The 20,554-nt window shown below is 45.3% G+C and carries 20 protein-coding genes; all 20 read right to left on the reverse strand.

Annotated elements, in window-relative coordinates; all coding sequences use genetic code 11:
* Positions 1-167: 167 nt before the first annotated feature.
* Positions 168-1,238, reverse strand: coding sequence for a hypothetical protein (locus tag C3V36_00985; protein AVM67960.1), 1,071 nt, complete (start codon positions 1,236-1,238; stop codon positions 168-170).
* A gap of 217 nt (positions 1,239-1,455) precedes the next feature.
* Positions 1,456-2,820 (reverse strand): hypothetical protein, encoded by a 1,365-nt coding sequence (locus tag C3V36_00990; GenBank protein AVM67961.1) that lies wholly within the window; start codon positions 2,818-2,820, stop codon positions 1,456-1,458.
* A gap of 13 nt (positions 2,821-2,833) precedes the next feature.
* Positions 2,834-3,685, reverse strand: coding sequence for a carbohydrate ABC transporter permease (locus C3V36_00995; protein ID AVM67962.1), 852 nt, complete (start codon positions 3,683-3,685; stop codon positions 2,834-2,836).
* The gene (locus C3V36_01000; GenBank protein ID AVM70389.1) at positions 3,682-4,464 is read right to left on the reverse strand and encodes an ABC transporter permease; all 783 of its coding nucleotides are present in this window, start codon (positions 4,462-4,464) and stop codon (positions 3,682-3,684) included. Before C3V36_01000 ends, C3V36_00995 begins: the two co-directional genes overlap by 4 nt.
* A gap of 192 nt (positions 4,465-4,656) precedes the next feature.
* Entirely contained in the window at positions 4,657-5,991 is a 1,335-nt protein-coding gene (locus tag C3V36_01005) for an ABC transporter substrate-binding protein (GenBank protein ID AVM67963.1), read from the reverse strand.
* A 15-nt stretch (positions 5,992-6,006) separates the two neighbouring features.
* On the reverse strand, positions 6,007-7,065 hold the full coding sequence (locus C3V36_01010; GenBank protein AVM67964.1) for a LacI family transcriptional regulator: 1,059 nt from the start codon (positions 7,063-7,065) through the stop codon (positions 6,007-6,009).
* 81 nt (positions 7,066-7,146) lie between these two features.
* Positions 7,147-8,781: a hypothetical protein gene (locus C3V36_01015; protein AVM67965.1), complete on the reverse strand. Its 1,635-nt coding sequence runs from the start codon at positions 8,779-8,781 to the stop codon at positions 7,147-7,149.
* 85 nt (positions 8,782-8,866) lie between these two features.
* Positions 8,867-9,709, reverse strand: a complete 843-nt coding sequence (locus C3V36_01020; GenBank protein AVM67966.1) for a hypothetical protein — start codon at positions 9,707-9,709, stop codon at positions 8,867-8,869.
* A 16-nt stretch (positions 9,710-9,725) separates the two neighbouring features.
* Complete coding sequence (locus tag C3V36_01025; GenBank protein ID AVM67967.1) at positions 9,726-10,610, reverse strand: ABC transporter permease; 885 nt, start codon at positions 10,608-10,610, stop codon at positions 9,726-9,728.
* Positions 10,611-10,765: 155 nt separating this feature from the next.
* Positions 10,766-12,112, reverse strand: coding sequence for a hypothetical protein (locus tag C3V36_01030; protein AVM67968.1), 1,347 nt, complete (start codon positions 12,110-12,112; stop codon positions 10,766-10,768).
* Positions 12,113-13,047: 935 nt separating this feature from the next.
* Positions 13,048-13,488 (reverse strand): ATP synthase F1 subunit epsilon, encoded by a 441-nt coding sequence (gene atpC / locus C3V36_01035; GenBank protein ID AVM67969.1) that lies wholly within the window; start codon positions 13,486-13,488, stop codon positions 13,048-13,050.
* The gene (gene atpD / locus C3V36_01040; protein ID AVM67970.1) at positions 13,488-14,879 is read right to left on the reverse strand and encodes a F0F1 ATP synthase subunit beta; all 1,392 of its coding nucleotides are present in this window, start codon (positions 14,877-14,879) and stop codon (positions 13,488-13,490) included. Before atpD ends, atpC begins: the two co-directional genes overlap by 1 nt.
* Positions 14,880-14,896: 17 nt before the next feature.
* Complete coding sequence (atpG, locus tag C3V36_01045) at positions 14,897-15,760, reverse strand: ATP synthase F1 subunit gamma (GenBank protein ID AVM67971.1); 864 nt, start codon at positions 15,758-15,760, stop codon at positions 14,897-14,899.
* 6 nt (positions 15,761-15,766) lie between these two features.
* Positions 15,767-17,290, reverse strand: a complete 1,524-nt coding sequence (locus tag C3V36_01050; GenBank protein ID AVM67972.1) for a F0F1 ATP synthase subunit alpha — start codon at positions 17,288-17,290, stop codon at positions 15,767-15,769.
* A 20-nt stretch (positions 17,291-17,310) separates the two neighbouring features.
* Positions 17,311-17,859 (reverse strand): ATP synthase F1 subunit delta, encoded by a 549-nt coding sequence (gene atpH / locus C3V36_01055; protein AVM67973.1) that lies wholly within the window; start codon positions 17,857-17,859, stop codon positions 17,311-17,313.
* A complete protein-coding gene (gene atpF / locus C3V36_01060) occupies positions 17,847-18,392 on the reverse strand; it encodes an ATP synthase F0 subunit B (protein AVM67974.1) in 546 nt (181 codons plus the stop codon). The genes atpH and atpF overlap by 13 nt, the downstream gene beginning before the upstream one ends.
* A 60-nt stretch (positions 18,393-18,452) precedes the next feature.
* Complete coding sequence (gene atpE, locus C3V36_01065; protein ID AVM67975.1) at positions 18,453-18,725, reverse strand: ATP synthase F0 subunit C; 273 nt, start codon at positions 18,723-18,725, stop codon at positions 18,453-18,455.
* A 185-nt stretch (positions 18,726-18,910) separates the two neighbouring features.
* Positions 18,911-19,654 (reverse strand): ATP synthase F0 subunit A, encoded by a 744-nt coding sequence (gene atpB / locus C3V36_01070; protein AVM67976.1) that lies wholly within the window; start codon positions 19,652-19,654, stop codon positions 18,911-18,913.
* Between the two features lie 124 nt (positions 19,655-19,778).
* Positions 19,779-20,204 (reverse strand): hypothetical protein, encoded by a 426-nt coding sequence (locus tag C3V36_01075; protein ID AVM67977.1) that lies wholly within the window; start codon positions 20,202-20,204, stop codon positions 19,779-19,781.
* On the reverse strand, positions 20,191-20,505 hold the full coding sequence (locus tag C3V36_01080; protein ID AVM67978.1) for a hypothetical protein: 315 nt from the start codon (positions 20,503-20,505) through the stop codon (positions 20,191-20,193). The genes C3V36_01075 and C3V36_01080 overlap by 14 nt, the downstream gene beginning before the upstream one ends.
* Between the last annotated feature and the right edge of the window lie 49 nt (positions 20,506-20,554).

The following is a 20,554-nucleotide window of genomic DNA, read 5'->3' on the forward strand; positions in this document are numbered from 1 at the left end:
TCCTGATGAAAAAATCAATTGTTTTTTAAGGAATTTTAGCGTGTTATAAAGTTGTAATAAAAGAGGAACTGCCGCTATTTTTTCTTTATTTGTTATTTGAACTCCAATATTTAAAAAGCCTGCGGAAGATTTCTTAATCTAAAATCTTCCGCAGGTTTTTTATATTCTCAGATTAACAGTCTTTCTTCCATTTTGATAATCATTCCATTTTTAATGGTAAATACATACGGCCGGAGAAACAGTTCCTCATCCGTTTCCGCCGCTTTTAAAAAGTCAGCATAATTTTTAAAAGTATACTCTCGCTCGTTTTCCACCTGCATATATTTTTGACTGGTATCAAATATGGTAATCTGTGCCGATGATGAAACCTTTAAAATCATAGTTTCCCCCAGCCGCTCAAAGTATTGACCGCCGGGATAATCTTTCGGTGAAAGTCCCAGCCGATCCAATTCTTTCTTTTCTTCCTCGTGAAAGCAAACCAAATGAATCGCTTTTTCAATTTTTATTTGACCCTTTTCCAGTTCTAAAATCATGCCGGTCTGCTTCGTAGTTTTGGCAAAAAAAGCATTATTCTGTGCCCAATCTCTCGCGGCAAGCCGGTCATAATTAACATTAGCCCGAATAACATCGGCCGTCTTTATCTTCTGCAAAACCATATTATAACCTGAATTAAACATTTCCATCTTCTTATCTTCCGGTGTGTTTGTACTATCCGCCCGGTAGAGAATCGGAGCACTTGCGTCTACTCTGCAATAATAAGCAGACAACTTGCTTAATTCTTTCGGATTTAAATCTTCCTTTTTAATTGCATACTTAAACGTCGACCGGTCTGTTACTAAGTAGCACTCCTCTATAATTTCCTCCGCCCGCTTTTCCATTTGACGCTGCGCTTCCAAACGGTCAGTAATCCCCAATCCGCCATTCTCCATCGCCATTTCCATGCCTTTAAAATAGGGAAGTTCTTTAGGATGGCAAGTCAACGTCATATCTACCGATACGTCAATGCCCAAATATGGCACACCGTCCACTTCAAACTCAAAAGTACTTGTTTCAAAATTCTCTAACCGGTAAAAACTTTGATATCCATCTAAGATTTGCCGTATAATCGGCTCAAACTCAAACGTTTCATTCCTCTTTGCCCCGGAAACATCAGTGCCCTCTTCTATCTGGCCAATAGAACAAACTATAAAGACACAGACAAACAGTAGTCTACCCATTTTTTTCAATAATACTTTCATAGTACACCTCCTGTTTCTCGGATCAATAAATTTTAAACTTCCCTTTCCTGATTTGACATGTTTTTTTGTTTGCTATCTCTTCCTTTCTTTGACTGTAACCTGATTTCATTATAACTATATCACTATCATCTTATTGTGTAAATTATTTTTTTATATATTTTCCCTTTTTCTTCTTTCAGAAGCTTTGTTCCTATGCTCTGCTTTATCCTTTCTCCGCTTACGCCTGCTCCTTTGTCCAAAAAATCTCCACTGTCAGTATACTTTGAGCCGGTAATATCAGCCTTACTTCTCTCTCATTTTTGTCGATGGAATACGGCTGCATATCCTTCCCCTCGGAAGTAATCACCGCCGCTGCCTGAACAATGTCCTGCCCGCTCTCTATGCAGCAGCTTTTCTCTGCCGCCGTTTCGTTCAACAGCACGCAAACCGCCTTATTTTCCACAGGGTCATAGGCTATTATGCCGTTTTCCGGCAAGTGCTCCGGCAGCAGCATACCCGGACGAATAAAGCGTGTAAATTGACCAAATACATAAAAACTCTTGGTAATATGATATTCCTCTTTTTCATCATAACCGGCCTGAATAAAACCATAGTTGTGATTTAGATTTTTATTCTCCACTGCCTGCCAGTAAACCCATGCTTCCGGCCGCAAATATGCAAAATCCGCCATAATCGCCTTGGCAATCCGCAGCCCGCTGGCCATTGCCGCCGGCTCTTGTGCTCCCTCTTGCGCCAGACAAACTTCCGACATCCACAGCGGTTTTTTTTCTTTTTGCGCCAAACGGCACAGCGCCTTTCTGGCTCTGTCATCCGCCAAATAAGTATGCGTGCTGATTCTCCCCAAAGCCGCCCGCGCCGCTTCTGACAAATCATTGTACATACTAATGCTCTCAAATACGCTCCAGCCCTCCGGCCCGCTTAAAGTTAAGGGATACAGGCCCCCTTCCTTTATTTTTTGCTGCATCAGGCACAGCAGCCGCTCCTGCTGCGCTACGCTGTAATGACAGCCCTCCTGATCATTATCGCTTTGCCACCACATCGAGGACGGCTCATTAAATAAAGACAGACTATGAAAGCGAATCTGATATGCCGCCGCAAACTGGTTTAAAAGTTCCGCCACATACTCGGCAAATGCCGCCTCCTGCTCCGGCAGGAGATTATTTTGCCCATAATCCGCTCCGGCCGTTGACGGACAAGCCAAAAGCCACAGCGGCGGCGAATTAAAAAACGCCTCTGTTTGATTAGCGCCTCTCTTTATTGCCTCCTGCAAAATCCAGCGCTGCCCGCCATCCCTGTCCATATCCCACTTGGCCGGGCCTTGGCCGTAACATTCTATATTCGCACCGACTCGAAAATTAGCCGGCTCTTTCCCCGGTTCGCCCGCCCCAAAATTATAGCGGACAATAGTAAGCCCCAAACCCTTTGGCAGCGAAAAAATCAAATCGCAAATCGCTTGCTTTTTATCCTCATCCCGCCACCGACCAATTACATTGGCCCACCATGCCAGACTTGTACCCCAGCCGGCAAACTTACGGCCGGATGCTGTCTTTATCATTTCTTCGGTTAAAACTATTTTTTCCAATTCCCTCACCTCGCTACTTACTTACATCGCTGCTGATTCCAACATTCAACTCAAAGATTCGCCGCTGATTCAATATAAAAATAATTATCATCGGCAAAGTCAGCAGCAGAGAAGATACCATAACAATATTCCACTCCGGCGTAGCGCCGACAGAGGAAGTCGCACTTAATATCTGCACTCCCAGCGCCAATGGCATTTTTGCCTTATCCTCAATATAAATCAGCGGTTCCATAAACGCACCCCAATTATAATTAAAGGTAAATATGGCAATCACTGCCAGCACCGGTTTAATCAAGGGCAATATCATTTTAAAGTAAATTCCGATATAGCCTAAGCCGTCAATCTTGGCCGCATCGTCTAACGACTGCGGAATCGTCATAATAATCTGCCGACATAAGAAAATATTATATGCTCCGCCGGCAAAATTAGGAACGATAATCGGCAGTAAGGTATTGACCCACTTTAGTTTGGTAAAAATAATAAACTGCGGAATCAGCGTAATTTGCTGCGGAATCATCATCGTTGCCAGCAAAATCATAAACAAAACATTTTTGTACTTATAATTCAGCCGGGCAAAGCCAAACGCCACAAACGAACTGGCCATAACCTGACCAATCATACAAAACACCACCAGCACAACACTGTTCATAAACCAGCGGAGAATTCTCTCATCCGTAAAAACACGAATATAGTTTTGAAAATGCAACTCCTGCGGCAAAACCGTAAACAACATCTTCGCATTGGTCTGCGGCGATATCAAAGAGATAGAGATCATATAGACAAAGGGCATCAGCATTAAAATTCCGATTAGTGTCAAAATCAAGTAAAGCCTTATCTTTTCCCCATTTCTCAGCTTTCTTCTCATTTTCTCACCTCACCCTCATAAAATACCCACAGGCTGGATGACTTCAGCACCGCCAGAGTAAATGCCAGAATAATTACAAACAGCACCCACGACAGCGCCGACGCATAACCCATACGATAATACTTAAACGCATTGTCATAAAGATACGGCACAATCATTTTGCTGGCGTTGTTCGGCCCTCCTTTCGTCAAAATATAAACCTGCGAAAAGGTCTGCAAACCACCAATAATTCCCATAATCAAATTAAAAAAGATAATCGGACTCAGCATTGGTATCGTAATGCTGCAAAATTGCCGCCAGCGGCTTGCTCCGTCCAATGCCGCCGATTCATATAATTCTTTGGAAATGCTCTGCATTCCCGAAAGCAGCAAAATCATGCTGCCGCCAACCGCCCACAGCGCCAACATAACGAAAGACATTTTAACATACTTTTCATCTAAGAGCCACGCCGGTCCTTTCAGCCCCAAAAAAGCCAAGGCCTGATTGATTATGCCCTTGGGTGCTAAAATCCATAAGAATATCAGCGAACTTGCTACCACCGGTACGACCGACGGCAAATAAAAAATCGTCCGAAACCAGCGAATACCACGAACCGGTTTGTTTAAAAGATATGCCACCAACAGAGAAACCACCGTCGTCAGCGGCACCATAATAAGCACATAGTAAAAAGTATTGTATAACACTTTCCAAAAAAGTTTATCTTCTGAAAATAAATAAATATAATTCTCCAAGCCTATAAAATTGGGCTTTGTCAGCATATTCCAGTCCGTAAAACTGATATAGACAGACGCTGCCAGCGGCCCTAAAGTAAATATCAGAAAGCCCAAAATCCAAGGGGCGGTAAATAAAAAGAACAAGTGTCTTTCTATTTTTTGTCTTTTGCTGCTTCTTTGCCCTGCTGCCATTACTGCCTCCTCTTTTCTATGCGGCTCCAAAACTCTGCTGGAGCCGCATAGCCTATAAACTTGCGCTTATTTATAGCGTTTCATCATTTCTTCTAAATCCGCCTGAATGTTTTCGGCTACTTCTGCCGCTTCTTTTTGTCCGTTAAACAATTCACTCAAATGATTCCCGCATATTTCCGTCATTTCATTCCAATAAGGCCCTAACGGCAAATCCATAATTTGGTCGGCTGATTCCGAAAAAACATTCATGTCAATTGCCCGACTGGCAAACTGCGCACTTAAAAACTTTTCACTGCTTAACAATTCAATGTTTACCGGCGCGTCCTGTTTCATTTCTACGATTGGCATTTGCCCTTCCACGCTCGTCAGAAAATCAATCACCTGATAAGCGACTTCCGGGTATTTGCAGTTTTGGGAAATCGCCAGCCCCGAACCAAAGGCTGTCGTGCCGCTTTCCTTTTGATGCCACAGCGGGGCGATATCATAGTTCAAATCCGGCACATTATTTAATGAACCAATATTCCAAAAGCCGGTAATTTCAAAAGCAACCTTACCCTGAGCAAATAAAGGATCCGGGCCGGGATTGCCCATATCGGCATATTCCTGCGGTGAGGGTGCCACTTTGTGCTTAAAGACCAAATCATTATAAAATTGAAGTGCTTCTACGGTTTCCGGCGAATTAAATACTACTTTGCCGTCCTTGTCCAAAATCCGGCCGCCATTTTGATAAATAAAACTCAGCCACCACGGCCACCAATCACCGGCAGCAAAGCCGTATGTTTCCACCTCTTCCCCATTTCGGACAGTCAGCTTCTGCGCCGCCGCCAACATATCTTTCCAAGTCCAGTCTTTGGTAGGATAGCTTACTCCCGCTTTATCAAACAAATCCTTGTTGTAGTACACAATCATTGCGCCGCCGCGATCCGGCAAAGCATACAAATTATCTTTATAAACATAGGTTTGATGCGCCGTACCAAAGCGTTTCCCCAAATCCAGTCCATTTTTGCTCACCAAATCATCCAACGCCATGATTTGACCCAAGGCCGAATAAGAATGAACATCCTCTGACAGCTGCAAAATATCAGGCGCTTCGCCGGAAACAAACATTGTTTTTACCTTAGTGGCGTATTCCGACGGAATATAAAGCAGCTCCACCTCAATATTTTCATATTTCTTTTGCACCAAATCCAAACGCTGACGATATACCGCCTCATCATTGTCGCTCCCGAAAATCGTCATTTTCAGTTTAATCTTTTCGGCCGCGCCCGTCTCTTTGTTTCCTTTCTCGCTCGTCTGCTGCGTCTGTCCCGTTTCTGCCGGTTTTTCCGTCTTTTCCCCACAGCCCCCAAGCAGCGTAATCAACATAACAACTGCCAAACAACTCGCTAATAATTTCTTCATTCTTATTCCTCCTTTTTATTTCTTATATCCTGCGCCTATCACGCTGTAAGCCAAGCCAATACTTTCTCTTTCTATCATCTCCCCCCGCAAAAGCTGCCGATTCACCGCCGCGTTATCCGTATATAAATGCCGGATAGTTTCTACAGCAAACTGCGCCAGCTTAGCGTAAGGATGCGAATAGGTCGTCAATTTAGGATAAGTACATTCCGCCAAATCCGTATTGTCATAACCCATCACTGACAACTCCTCCGGTACCTTAACCCCAGCTTTGACGCAAGCCTGAAGGATTCCGGCCGCCACCTCGTCATTAATTGCAATCAGCGCCTCCGGCAGCCGACCGCTTTGCCGCAGTTCCTGAAAAATGGCTTCGCCGCCCTGAAAATGGAATTCACCATAACAGGTAAAAAAATCGCCCTCGGCCAAACCATATTTTAAACAGGCCTTTTGAAAGGCAGCCATTTTAAACTCCGTTACCGTAATCCCTTTGGCGCCGCCTACCATTGCAATCCGCCGATAACCTTTCTGTACCAGATAATGCACCATCCGATCAACCGCCGTTTCCTCATCGGTGCTGACCGTGTAAATCCGGTCGTCATCAATCTCGCCGTTGATTACCACCACCGGACAAATGGCTGCCGCTGCTTTCAGCTCCTCCACAACATCCGCTTTGGGCACACAGTCATTGACGCAGCCGCCCATAAAAATAATACTGTCTACCTGCTGTTCAACCAGCTTTTTTAAATACACGCTTTCCAGCTTCGACTGATTCATCGAATTACACAGAAACATCGTATACCCGTATTTATAAGCAATCTGCTCAATTGCCAGATAAATTTTCGCAAAATAGCGATTGGTAATATCCGGTAAAATACAGCCGATGACATTACTCTTTTTGGTATATAAGCTGCGGGCAATCGCATTTGGCCGATAGTCAAATTCTTCTATGACTTTCCGCACTCTTTGTTTCGTCTCTTCCGTAACCTGTTCTGACCGATTGATTACCCGTGAAACCGTTGCCACCGAAACGCCGGCTCTGGCAGCAATATCTTTAATTGTAACCGCAGAAGCTTTCATTTACTTTCTCCTCTATTAAAATTTCAGTTCAAATCCGGTAACCTGCACCCTTTGCACCTCTCTGAACAAAACCGGCTGCTTTTAAAATTCATAATACCAAGCTCTTACTGCCGTTGGCTTTTCTTCCATTTGAACCTGCTGCTCGTCGCCGTTTAAGTCCATATCTTTTATCCAGTTAGCCTTTTCATCATAGTGACCTTTTTCCAATGCCAAAAAATCCAATTGCTTTCCGCTTTCTGCCGCATCAAGGCAAGCTCTGTATCCATAGCCGGCAAAAATCCATTCGTATTCACCCGCTTGGATTATAATGCCTGCTGCCGGAAGAAATTCATCATCGTCATTTACCGAATGATAAAACTGGATCGTCAGCCGGCATCCGCCCAGTTCAAGCTGCTTTTCTTTTTCACTGCGCCCCTGAACAAAACCTGTCATTTTACCGTCGCCGTAATGTCCGGTAATAACCGGCAGCATATTGCCCAAAAGCCGATAACTTTGTGCCAGATATTCCTTGACCGCCGGACTGGATACATTTTTATCCTTAGAATCTGTATGAATACGCCCGGTAATAAAGGAATGATCTTCTCCAATACTTTCCGCCCCAAACGGCGAATAACATAAGGTATGATACCGGCCTACGGCCAAATATAAATTAGCCGCCGCCCACTTATCCCGGCGTGTTTCCGGAACAAACAAGGGGTTATCCGCTCTGGCGTAGGAATCGGCTGCCCCGGCAAAATCAAAGGTATAAATATCCGGTGCCAATATATCCAAACTTGGCGCTCCCAGCTTCCAAATATCCAGCATTTCCGGCACCGGCCCGCCGCTGGGATAAACGCCCGCTTTTTCCAGGGCATGGCTCTTCAGCCAAACATTGGTAAACATTGGCAACGCATAACATTCTTTCCCGCACTTAGCCAGTTCATTTATATAACCGGCATAATGCCAAGCCATAAACACTTCTTCCGCCTTTTCTTTAAACACCTTTTCCCATGAACCGCCAATCCTGTTTGTATCCGCTTCGGAAAGAAAGGCTTTGCTGCTCTCCCCGTTTTTCACCGTTTCCATTCCCTCTGAGTCCTCAGCCTCTGTACCGCATAGGTTGCAATTTTTTATATGTTTCGCCAAGGAATTCGGGATATCTTTCTTATATTCAGCTTCTGCGCCCACAGAAAAATCTCTGGCCGCCCCCAAAATGCCTACTTCATTTTCTATCTGCACAGCTAAAACGGTTTGTTCCTCTGCGTCAAAGACTTTTATATACTGCATAAAGTTTCTAAAAGCATTCTGCTCAGCCGCCAAAACCTCGCTGCCAAACATGCTCAATATTTTCGTTCTTCTGCCATGCTCATCTTCCGTTCTGGAAAACCTTTGCCCATCCGTCTTAACCCAAGTCGGCGCATAAGTAGAAAGCCCATTTTTCCAACTGCCAAACCACAGCAAGACCAATTTCATCCGATTTTTTCTTGCTTCTATTATTAGCTGTTCTGCCAAGTCAAAATCAAACTGATTTTCCTGCGGTTCAATCCATTCCCAATAAACCGGCGCTAAAAGAGTATTGCAGTTTAATTCTTTCACCTTGCTCCACACCTGCTGCATATACTCCCGCGAGGCGCAGGCAGAATTATGCGTTTCGGCCGCCAGCATAATAAACGGATGCCCTTCCAGCCAAAAGCAATGCCCGCCATTTCTCTTTTTGATTTCCGGTAAGTCTTTCATCTCTCTCTATTCCTTTCGCCTCATTTTTGGTTTCAATGTTTGGTCTGACTCCGCACTTTCGGCCGTTAAGACAAAACTGCTGCCTTCAACCTTTTAGTCCGCTGGCTACAATCCCCTTAATAAAATATTTCTGAAAACAAGCATACAGTATAATAACCGGCAGCACAGTCAAAAGTGCCATCGCCATAACCGGCCCCTGATCCAGAGCATCCTTGTAACCGCTGATTGACGAGTTTAAAAACACCAAACCAACCGCCAATGTGTATTTCGGTTCGTCGTTCAAAAAAATTGCCGGCCCAAAATAATCATTCCACGTCCAAACAAACATAAAAATCGCCACCACAAACAATATGGCTTTGGAATTTGGCAAAACAATTTCAAACAAAATCCGCAGCTCGCCGCAGCCGTCAATTCGAGCCGATTCTTCTATCTCGCCCGGAAAAGTTTTAAAAAACTGATGCAGCAAAAAAATACTGAAGCTGCTTCCCGCCAACAAATTCGGCAGTACCAGCGGCACAAAGGTATTGATTAGCTTTAATCTGGCATAGATATTATACAAAGGAATAATCGTAACAAAATACGGCACCATCATAGTTGACATCAAAATGGTAAACCATACATTTTTCAGACGAGCGTCATATTTGGCAAAACCATACGCTACTATCGGTGTACTCAGCAAAGCCCCCAAAATATTTAAGCCTGTTATGATGCTGCTGTTTTTTAAATAAGTAAAAAAGTTCGTACTGGTAAAAATATATGCAAATGAACGCAGCGTCAAAGGCGCTGGTACCATCTCCGGCGGATATTTTACAATTTGCGTCGTGCTCATCAGCGATGTTGACAACATCCAGATAAACGGCAGCAAAAATACCACGCCCAATGCGGTGCATAGTAATATTCGCAGCCCGAACCGGCTCTTTTGCAGCATTGCTTCACCCCCCTGCTTATTCTTCGTAATTCATCAACTTTTGCAGCGACCGCAAAATAAACATACTCGTAAAAATAATAATCAGATACATAATCCAAGCCAGCGCCGCCGCATAGCCAAACCGGCCAAAACTGAACCCACTGTCATAGATATACATTCCGTAAACATAAGTTTTTTTAAACGGTCCGCCGCCGGTCATAATCAGCGGCTGAACAAAGACCTGAAAAGCACTGATTATGCCCATCACTAAATTAAATATAAAAACATTGGCAATCAGCGGAAAAGTTATCCTGAAAAAACATTGGAAACTGCCCGCACCGTCTAATCTAGCCGCTTCATAATAGGAAACCGGGATTTGCTTAATTCCGGCTAAAAATATCAACATCTGCTGCCCGCAGAAGATTAAATTGGCAATGACCAGCGCCGTCATCGCCCACTTAGGATCCGTCAGCCAAAACGGGCCTTTGATTCCAACCAGCGATAAAACATAATTAAGCAAGCCGCCTTCTCCTTTGAGCAAAAACTTAATTACCGCATATACTGCCGCTCCGGCTGCAATCGACGGAAAATAAAAAACAATCTGAAAGAAATTGCTGGTCCTGGATTCCCTCGACAGCAGCAAAGCAATCACCAACGCTAAAAGCAGACTGGTCGGTACCGCAGCCAATGCGTAATGAAAGGAATTAAACAGGCTTTTTTGAAACAAAGCATCGCTCAGAAGAATATCCGCATAATTTTGCAGGCCAATAAACTGCGGTGCCGTAATTCCGTTATACTGGGTTAAAGACAAATAAATAGAATAAATCAGCGGGAGAAATGTCAACAAGAAAAAGCCCGCTAACCACGGAGAAATAAAGAGGTAAAAATATTTTGCCTGTCTTTTTCTATTTTTCATAAGCATGCCCCCATTTATGCACTCAACTTTTCCTTAATCCTTTCTCTGCCCGCAAGAGTATTGCATTTCTTCCCTTTTCAGAGACAGCCCGGCACTTTGGCGGCGCTCTTTTTTATGCTTTCCGCTTAAAAAACAAGCCGCCGCCAAACGCCGACATTCCTTTAACCCTTCATTCTGTCTAACTTTAACTGCCCTTTGGTTTGAATATTCTTTAAGGTCGTATCGATATCCTGCTCACCTGCAAACAAGAGCTCCAACTCAACCTTAATAACCTCATCCTGAATCTCATTCAACACCACACCGTCTACGGCATAGTCAAGCGCGTCAAAAAATACCGATTTATCAAACTTTTTCCAGCCGGCCGGAATCGAATTGATGAAATTACTGTCCTGGCTAATTGATTTTAGCGCCGGCAAACCAATAATCTCCATTTCTTCCTGCACTTTACCAGCCGACATATAGCGAATATATTCCCATGCCTCATCCTTATGCGGCGAATCAGCCGAAATACCAATCGCCGTTGTCCACAACGGTGAACGCCACTGCCCATACTTAGGATTGGCCGGAAAAGTGACGATATCCCATTCAAACTTATCGCCAATCGCTTCGTTAAAGCTGGCCATATCCCAAGATGCACCGATGGTCATGGCATATTTCCCGGTTTCAAAGGTTCCGCCGATATCAGCTGCCATCGTCGGTGTCGGTGAAACCTGATGTACTCTATACAGGTCAGTAACAAACTGAACGCCATCCCGGAAGCCCTGCGTATCTGCTGTCATTTTTCCGGTTTCCCAATCCCAGGCTTTATACCCGGCATATAAGTTTCTGGCCAGCGAATACGCCCACCACGAAGAAAAATCAGCACCCCAAACCTTGTTATCGCCCTCACCTTTAGTCAAAGCCTTAGCGGCCGCCAAAAATTCTTCTTCCGTCCAGCCCTTATGGGGCAGCGGAACGTTGTTTTCCTCAAACATTGTTTTGTTGTAAATAATAAAACCGGAATAAAACGTAGTCGGTGCAGCGTAAACACTGCCGTTATAGGATAATCCGCTCATCAGGCTGTCCACCCACGCCCCCTCTAAACCATCTTTTTTAATATAATCATCGAGCGGCGCAAAAGTACCTTTTTTAAAATATTCTCCGCCAAAGTCACCGGCGATTTGCACCAAGTCTGCCAATGTCCCAGAAGAAACCTGCACTGTCAGTTTCTCATGAAACCCCTCCGGGATTGCTTCCAAATTGACATGGATTTTATCATTTTGAGCATTAAATTCTTCCGTCCATTTCTTTTTACACTCAATCTCCTTTTGATTGCCCCATAACAAAAAGCGCAGCTCCACCTTTTCGCTATTCGTCTGATTATCCGCTTGGCTGTCCGTCTTATTTTCTGCTTGCTTCGCCGGCTGATCCGGAGTCTTGGTCGGTGCCTGCGAACTGCCGCAAGACGACAAAATCAGCATCATTACCATTAAAATCATCAAACTTGCCGTTTTCTTTCGCTGTAACATTGATATTCCCTCCTTTTGCTTAGTGCTTGTCCGAACTCTAAATTACTTGATACGAGCGATTATTTTAACCCCTATTCCCCGCAACAAAATAAAACTCTTTTTCCTCCTCCCCTTCCCTTGGTTTTGCTTATTTTCCGCAAGTGACAAAACAATTTTGCCGCTCGCTATATACCCCGCTTCTTTGTAACCGATTACATTTTATTTAAACTTAGTCTTTCACTTTTCCCAATCTTTTTCCCGTTGCTTTCTATTTCATTTTCCCTATTTTCGCCTACTTTTGTTTATTCTATACTCAACTTTCCCATGTTCGCCAGAACAGTCTTTTTAGGCTAACTACCCGCCCGGGCAGAAGTGCGCAGCACTTCGATCAGGGGAAAGTTGAGTTCCATATTTTTTATTCTGCCAATATTTGAAAATTCTCCAACAAGAATAATTTGCAAACTCTGTTTTGCTTTGCCTGTTTGAAACGCTTATTTTGGTTTTAAAGCATCAATTAAATACCGCCGCCATATATCGTCATTATTCTATTTAACAACTCTATTTGTAACCGGTTACATTTACATTTTAAACGAAAAGTCCTAATTTGTCAATAGGCGAAAAAACTTCTTGTCCCTTTTTATAAGCCATATATGATAATGTCCCGTTTATGCCGGGAAAACTTATTGTCCTATTACTATGAAAGGCGAGAGCAGTAACGCCATCTCACCTTGAGCCTTGATTTTATTCTTTCATTTGTACCAACACCATTTGACAAAAAACAAATAAAATCTTTATTACTAAAAAGCTGATTCATCCATTAATATAACAAGGGTGAGATAGCTTACGCTATTTCACCCTGAAATTTGATTTTATTCTCTACCAACACCATTTGACAAAGAACCAAGAAAGCAGGCAGTTTCCTCTCAAAACCGCCTGCTTTCTTATTTTTCGGAAAATCAGTTTCCCTCATTGAGGGAGCCAACCTCAATCCGGGCCATTTGCTTGAGCATCGAATAACGCGCCCATTTAATCGCCGGATCGCCCGCTTCGGCGCTGCTTAAAACTTCTTCCGCTTTCTTCATCCGCCGTTTGGCTCTTTCCACATCAATCTCATCCGGCCATTCCGCCGCATCCACCAAAATCGTCACCCGATCCGGCTGAATCTCAGCAAAACCGCCGTGAATCACGCCAACATGAACCGTATTCGGGTCAATCTGAATCTTGCAGTGCCCAGTCGATAAGCCGACCGTCAAGGGAATATGCCCCTTAAGCACACCCAAATCACCCTCGGTTGTGCGGAAAGTTACTCTTTCAACCGGCGCGTGATAAAACTGGCGCTCCGGCGAAATAATCACCAAATCAAATTGATTATTTTTTAATTCTTCCGCCATGTTCATCACCCCTCAATTCGGCTGATAACATCGCTCATATTTCCGGCCATTAAAAAGGCTGATTCGGGCAGGTCGTCATGCTTGCCCTCCAGGATTTCCTTAAAGCCCTGAATCGTTTCTGCCAGCGGCACATAGCGTCCGGCAAGACCGGTAAAGGTTTCGGCCACGAAGAAAGGCTGCGATAAGAACCGCTCAATCTTTCTGGCCCGGGAAACCGTTACTTTATCGGCATCGGACAACTCGTCCATACCCAAAATCGCAATAATATCCTGCAATTCATTATAGCGCTGCAAAATCTGCTGCACTCTTCTGGCCACATCATAATGCTCCTGACCGACAATCCGCGGGTCAAGAATCCGCGAAGTCGAATCCAGCGGGTCAACTGCCGGATAAATACCCTTTTCCACAATCGACCGCGATAATACCGTGGTCGCGTCAAGGTGGGCAAAGGTTGTAGCCGGAGCCGGGTCAGTCAAGTCATCGGCCGGCACGTAAACCGCCTGCACCGAAGTGATTGATCCCTTTTTGGTCGAGGTAATGCGCTCCTGCAAAATACCCATTTCGTTAGCCAGTGTCGGCTGATAACCAACCGCACTGGGCATCCGGCCAAGCAGCGCCGATACCTCGGAGCCGGCCTGAGTGAAACGGAAAATATTATCAATAAACAGCAGCACGTCCTTACCGCCTTCATCCCGGAAATATTCCGCCATGGTAAGACCGGTCAACGCCACTCTCATTCTGGCTCCCGGCGGTTCGTTCATTTGTCCGAACACCATGGTCGTTTTCTCAATAACGCCGGATTCGGTCATTTCATGATAAAGGTCATTTCCTTCTCTGGTTCTCTCGCCAACACCGGTAAATACGGAAAAGCCGCCATGCTCGGTCGCAATGTTGCGGATCAGTTCCTGAATCAAAACCGTTTTGCCTACGCCGGCACCGCCGAACAGACCAATCTTTCCGCCCTTTTGATAGGGGCATAATAAATCGACAACCTTGATTCCGGTTTCCAAAATCTCGGTTTCCGTTGCCTGTTCCTCAAACTTCGGAGCCGGACGGTGAATCGACCAGCGCTCTCCGTCCAAATCCGGCTTTTGATCAACGGCATGACCGGTAACGTTAAAGATTCGCCCCAGCGTCTTTTCGCCTACCGGCACTGAGATCGGCGCTCCGGTATCGACTGCCTCCATGCCCCGCATCAAACCGTCGGTGGAACCCATGGAAATGCACCTGACCGTATCATCGCCCAAATGCTGAGAAATCTCGACAATCAGCTTGGTGCCGTCGGCTCTGGTAATCTCGACGGCATTGTTGATTGCCGGAAGTTCCTCAGTCTGGAACTTGATATCCAATACGGCGCCTATGATCTGAGTGATTTTTCCAATTGCTTGATTTGCCATAAGTAAAGCACTCCTTCTTATAGTGCGTCTGCGCCGCTGACGATCTCGGTAATCTCCTGCGTAATCGAAGCCTGACGGGCTCTATTATACATGAGCGTTAATTTCTCAATCATCTCGGTCGCATTGTTAGTTGCTGAGTCCATCGCCGTCATACGAGCGCCCTGCTCGGAGGCGGCCGATTCCTTCAAAGTACCGAACAGCAAAGATTTGACATATTTCGGCACGATATAATCCAAAACCACTTCTTCCGATGGCTCATAATTCATCATCGCATAACTGCCTGCCCCATCCTCCAGCCGGAACTCTTCCGGATTCAGCGGCAAAAGCTTCATAAGTTTCGGCTCCTGACTTAATGTCGAATGAAAGGCCGTATACGCTACATACACTTCATCTGCCGCTCCGCTGTTAAAGAGGTCAATCACTTTTTCCGAAAGCACTTTGGCCTCTTTATAATTGGGGTTTTCAATCAAACCGTTATAGCTGCCGGCCAGCTCAATCTGCTCTTTTCTGACCGCATCCTGCGCCTTTTTACCGGCGGCTATGACCATCGTTGATTCATTTTTATTTTCCTTGATATGCCTTAACACCAGCTTAATGATATTACTGTTGTAACCGCCCGCTAATCCACGATTGGAAGAAATTAAAACATACAGCACTTTTTTCCCTTCGCGCTTTTCCAAGTAGGGATGATGAATTCCTTCGCTGATGGATAAAATGGAAGAAATCGTCCTATGGATCTGCTCGAAATAAGGTCTGGCTTCCAGCACACTTTGCTTGGCCTTCTGGAGTTTGGCAGTTGCCACCAGGTTCATGGCCTTGGTGATCTGCTGCGTAGAGCTAACGCTTTCTTTTCTTCTTTTAATATCTTTCATGGACGCCATATCTTATCACACCTTTTCTACGGACTTCTTGAATTTCGGCATAAATTCATCCAAGATGCCGGCAATCTGTTGATCAAGTTCCTTCGTTAAGCCGTCTTTGCCGGCCAACTTCGCTTTTAAGTCACTGTATTTGGTATCGATAAAATCAATGAATTCCTCTTGGAAACGAGCTACTTCCGTAACCTCCACATCCATCAGATATTTTCTGGTCGCCGCGTACAAAATCAAAATCTGATCGGCTACGCTCTTGGGCGTATACTGCGGCTGTTTCAGCACTTCAATAATCCGCTCGCCCTGCGCCAGTCTGTCTCTGGTTTCTTTATCCAAATCCGAACCGAACTGCGAAAACGCCGCCAATTCGCGGTACTGCGCCAACTCTACCCGGATAGGACCGGCAATTTTCTTCATCGCCTTGGTCTGCGCCGCACCGCCTACCCGCGATACGCTAAGACCTGCGTTAATCGCCGGACGCACGCCGGAATTAAAGAGTTCCGACTCTAAGAAGATCTGACCGTCGGTGATTGAAATAACATTCGTCGGAATATAGGCTGAAATATCGCCGGCCTGCGTTTCAATAATCGGCAGTGCCGTCAGCGAGCCGCCGCCTCTGGCGTCGCTTAATTTTGCCGCTCTTTCTAATAACCGGGAATGCAGATAGAAAACATCGCCCGGGTAAGCTTCCCGTCCCGGCGGCCGCCGAAGCAGCAGACTCATGGCCCGGTAAGCCACAGCATGCTTAGACAAATCATCATAAATGATCAGCACTTCTTTGCCGTCTTCCATCCATTCCTCGCCCATCGCACAGCCGGCAAAGGGAGCAATATACTGAAGCGGAGCCGGCTCGGATGCCGTTGCCGCTACTACGGTTGTAAAATCCATTGCTCCGTTTTCCTCTAAGGTTCTAACCAATGCCGCAACCGTTGAGGCTTTTTGGCCGATTGCCACATAAATACATAATACATTTTGGCCTTTTTGGTTGATGATTGTATCAATCGCCACCGCCGTTTTTCCGGTTTGCCGGTCTCCAATAATCAGTTCCCGCTGGCCTCGGCCAATCGGCACCATGGAGTCAATTGCTTTGATTCCGGTTTGAAGCGGGGTATCAACGGACTTTCTTTCAATTACGCCCGGGGCAACTCTTTCCACTTGACGATAATGTTCGGTCACAATCGGGCCTTTGCCGTCAATCGGCTGACCCAGCGCGTTAACTACACGCCCGATCAAAGCATCGCCGACCGGCACTTCAATAACCCGGCCGGTTGACTTAACCGTTGCACCTTCCATTACCTCTTTGCTTTCACCCATTAAAACAGCACCGACATTGTCCTGTTCTAAGTTTAATACCATGCCGTAGACGTCGCCCGGGAACTCCAATAATTCTCCGGCCATCGCCTTCTCCAATCCATGAATTCTCGCAATTCCATCGGCTACCTGAATCACGGTTCCTACATCTGAAACTGTAAGATCAGACTCATATCGCTTAATCTGCTCTTTAATCACCGAGCTGATTTCTTCCGGTCTTAAATTCATCTTGTGATTCCACCGCCTTTCTAATTGCTGATTTTAACTGCATTCAGCTGCTTCGCTAATTTATGCAGCTCGCCTTTGATCGTATGATCTACCAGCCGATCCTTCACCCGAATGATCATGCCGCCAATCAGAGCCGTGTCAATCCTGCAGTCTAATTCTATTTGTTTGCCTGTTTGCTTTGAAAGTTTAACCTTCAAGGCTTCTTTTTCTTCTGCCGTCAGCTCCGCCGCCGAAGTGACATAGGCGGTTAAAACGCCCTTTTCCTCCTGAACGGCTTGCAGCGCATATTCCAATATTTTCTCCAGATGCGCCTGTCTGGCCTTATCTACGGTCAAAAGCAAAAGACTCATCAAATCTTGATTAATCTTGCCGGCCAAGGCTTCTTTCATCAAGTCTTTCTTTTTTTCCAATAACACGCTGGGCAATAACAAGATTTCAATAAAGCCCGGATTTTCCTTAATAGTACGCAAAACCAGCCGGATATCCTCTTCCATCCTGTCCAGTTCCTGATGCTCGCGCGCAACCTCAAACAAGGCTGTTCCGTATCTTTTTCCTATTAATTCATCCATGCGTTATCACCCATCCCGTCCATTGTTTCGCGAATAAGCTGTCTTTGTTTCTCATCACTCATATTCGCTTCAATAAATTTTCCGACTAAAAGAGCGGCTACCTCTACGATTTCATGACGAATATCGTCCTGAACCTGCGCTTTTTCTCTTTCAATTTCCAGCCGGCCGCGGGCAATGATCTTTTCCGCCTCCTGCTGGGCCTCAGCCAGTATTTTATGCTCTTTGTCCAAGGCTTTCTTGCGGGCTTCTTCCAGAATACTGTCATATTCCTTCTGAATCTCCTTCAGCTTTGCCTCGTACTCTTCTTTCATCTTATGGGCTGCAAATTCAGCTTCGTCCGCTTCGTGAAGTTTACTGGCAATTCTTTCCTGACGCTGCGCCAAGAACTGCTTTACCGGGTTAAACAATAAATAGCCCAGTAGAATAAACAAAAGAAACATACTAAACATCACGATCAGTGCGCTGCTTACTGTTTCTGCATCCAGTCCAAACAAACGGCTGATTGGCTCTGCCGCTAAATAAACGGTTTGCAAGGTCCTACCTCCTTTCTGGTTGGCATCGGAACATCATATTCCGTTTCAAAAAGCCATTTCTTATTTGCTTAATTTTCCCAGTAAAGGATTGGCAAACATCAGGATCAGGGCAACAACGAAACCGTAAATACCGGTGGTCTCGGCTACCGCTGCACCCAGCAGCATGGTCGAAGTAATATCGCCCTTTGCGCCCGGCTGACGTCCGACCGCTTCTGCACCTTTTCCGGCGGCAAAACCCTGACCGATACCGGGGCCGATACCGGCAATCATCGCCAAACCGGCACCAATTGCTGAACAAGCTAAAATCAAGCCTTCGTTTGTAATGTGTTCCATAGATAATTCCTCCTTGTTAGTAACTCTGTTAATAACTCTCTTTCCCGGCCGTACCAGCCGCCTTAATCACCGGTTCTGATTCGCCTAAGAAAAAATGAATAAGTTAATGAACTCTCTGTTTCCTTTGATCCCGTTTCCGACTTTCTATCCTGCCAGTCGCTGTCAAACTCCGCCTCTGCCTATGATTACTCGACAATCACATCCGAAACGAAGATCATGCTCAACATGGTGAAAACAACTGCCTGCAGCACGCCGGCAAAAACATCTAAATAGGCATGCAGGAGCGAGGGAATCCCGATTTTCATAAACCACGGCAGCATCGCATAATAAAGCCCCATCAGGATCGTCCCGCCGACGATATTACCAAACAGACGGAACGATAAGCTGAAAGGTTTCGCTATTTCTCCGATGATGTTAAGCGGTGTAAACGGCCAAGCCGGCTCTGTATACCCCTTTAAATAGGTGCCGATCCCCTTTGTCGTAATACCAAAATAATGAATCAGGAAAAAAGTAATCAGCGATAATCCCAGCGGCACCGAATAATTCGCCGTCGGCGGCCGGATTCCGAATAAGCCCGACAAATTCGACAATAAAATCAGTAAAAACAAAGAACCAAAATAGGGGGTAAACCTGCGGTTCTTCTCTCCCATGCTGCTGCCGACAAATGAATCCAGGCCTTCAACCAAAATTTCCACAAAGTTCTGAAAACCCTTGGGCTGATCGGTAAAACTTTTGATTTTCAGCCGCACAATCAGTGCGAACACAACCAAAACCGCCATCACCAGCCACAGACTCAAAATGGATTCGGTAATTACAAACCGGAGAGGGCCGATGTCAAAATAAGATAAAACCTTATCGTCAAACGAAATCGCCTTCGTCGTTCCTAATATTGTGACGGTATTAAATAACACGCCATCCGTAACCATCATTTTCTCCTTTCTTTTTTATTTTTTAAACTGCCGCCGGCAGGCTGTCTGCCGGCAGGCAGCTAAAATCTTTCCTTAAACCAGACTCTCTCCTTGTCCGCGGGGCTTTTCACCGCCAAAATAAAGCTCAAACCGAGCCGCCGCTCTCCCGGCGCCCTTGTGCTCTGCGCTCTAATTGCGGAACAAGAAAGCCGCTGATTTTAACACAAAAAAGCCCAGCCGCTACTCCCAAAAGGAGCCATCTGTCGTTGAAAACGCCAATCAGCAGAAGCGCCAGCATGACCAGGAGTCTGACCGCATAATGCTTCAGCATATATTTCTGGGCTGACTGCGCGTCTTTTGTAATCGCTCTTTGAATCGAATAAGACATGGAAAGAATCAACACCACTCCACCCAAACCGCCAATCGCAAGGCCCAAAACACAGTTCCATAAAACAGGCCGCATAAATACAGCGATCATAATTGCAGGGATCAGTAACAGCAATGTGCACAGGCTATGAGATATCAGCAATAATTTTAGAGTCTTTTGATGCTTCGTTTTAGCTGTCTCCATCTTCTTCGGATTCCTCTTTCCGGGTCTTACTGTCTTGTTTCGGCATTTCCCTTAAAATGGCCTCCTGCTTCAAAACGCTTTCTGACGGCGACTTCATAAAACTTTGAGTGATGTGATGCACATTGCGAAAACCAGCCGCGATTCCTATCAGAATCATCGCAAACAGAAAAATGGGGGCCGTTCCTAACTTTTGATCCAAAAACACTCCCAAAAACACTCCCATGCCAATGGGAACTACCATTGTTATCGCTAACTGCGTCAAGAGAGAAAGTGCTTTTAGACTGTCTCTGTTAAAAAACATAAGCTCACCACCTATCTGGCTTAGTTATCATTATACCATTTTTTTTAAA

Source organism: Lachnospiraceae bacterium oral taxon 500, assembly GCA_002999035.1.
Classification (GTDB): domain Bacteria; phylum Bacillota; class Clostridia; order Lachnospirales; family Vallitaleaceae; genus W11650.